Source organism: Kitasatospora nipponensis, from assembly GCF_039528135.1.
Classification (GTDB): Bacteria; Actinomycetota; Actinomycetes; order Streptomycetales; family Streptomycetaceae; genus Kitasatospora; species Kitasatospora nipponensis.
This window is the reverse complement of sequence record NZ_BAAALF010001222.1, coordinates 1-504: the sequence shown is the minus strand read 5'-3', so window position 1 is coordinate 504 and position 504 is coordinate 1. Positions and strand designations below refer to the sequence as shown.

At 69.6% G+C, this 504-nt stretch carries 1 protein-coding gene; it reads left to right on the top strand.

Annotated features, from left to right (window positions below; all coding sequences use genetic code 11):
- The coding region (locus ABD323_RS45760; protein WP_344447820.1) for a SigE family RNA polymerase sigma factor at positions 1-504 on the top strand (504 nt) is incomplete at both ends.

Here is a 504-nt window from a genome sequence, read left to right as displayed (position 1 = left end):
CCCGACAACGCGTCCGCGGAGTTCCACGACTTCTTCGAACGCCACTACGCCGAACTGGCCCGTTTCGCCCACCTTCTGACCGGCGAGAAGGACGCGGCCGACGACCTCGCCGCAGATGCCCTGCTCGCCCTGTGGCAACGCTGGGACCGCCTGCGGGAGGCGCAGCACCCGGTCGCCTACGCTCGCGGCGTGGTGGCCAATCTCGCCCGCGAACGGATCAGGAGCGCGGTCCGCGAACGCCGCCGGATCACGCTGTTCTGGTCCCGCAGCCCGGAGGAGACAGCGGGGCCGGACGTGGCGGGCGTGCTCGACGTCCGGGCGGCGCTGGCCCGGCTGCCGTTCCGCAAGCGGGCGTGCGTGGTGCTGCGTCATGCCTTCGACCTGTCGGAGAAGGACACCGCCGCGGCCCTGGGCATATCGGTCGGTACGGTGAAGAGCCAGACCTCGAAAGGTATGGCCGAACTGGAACGAATACTTGGTGTACGAGCGGTCGGAGAACTGGCG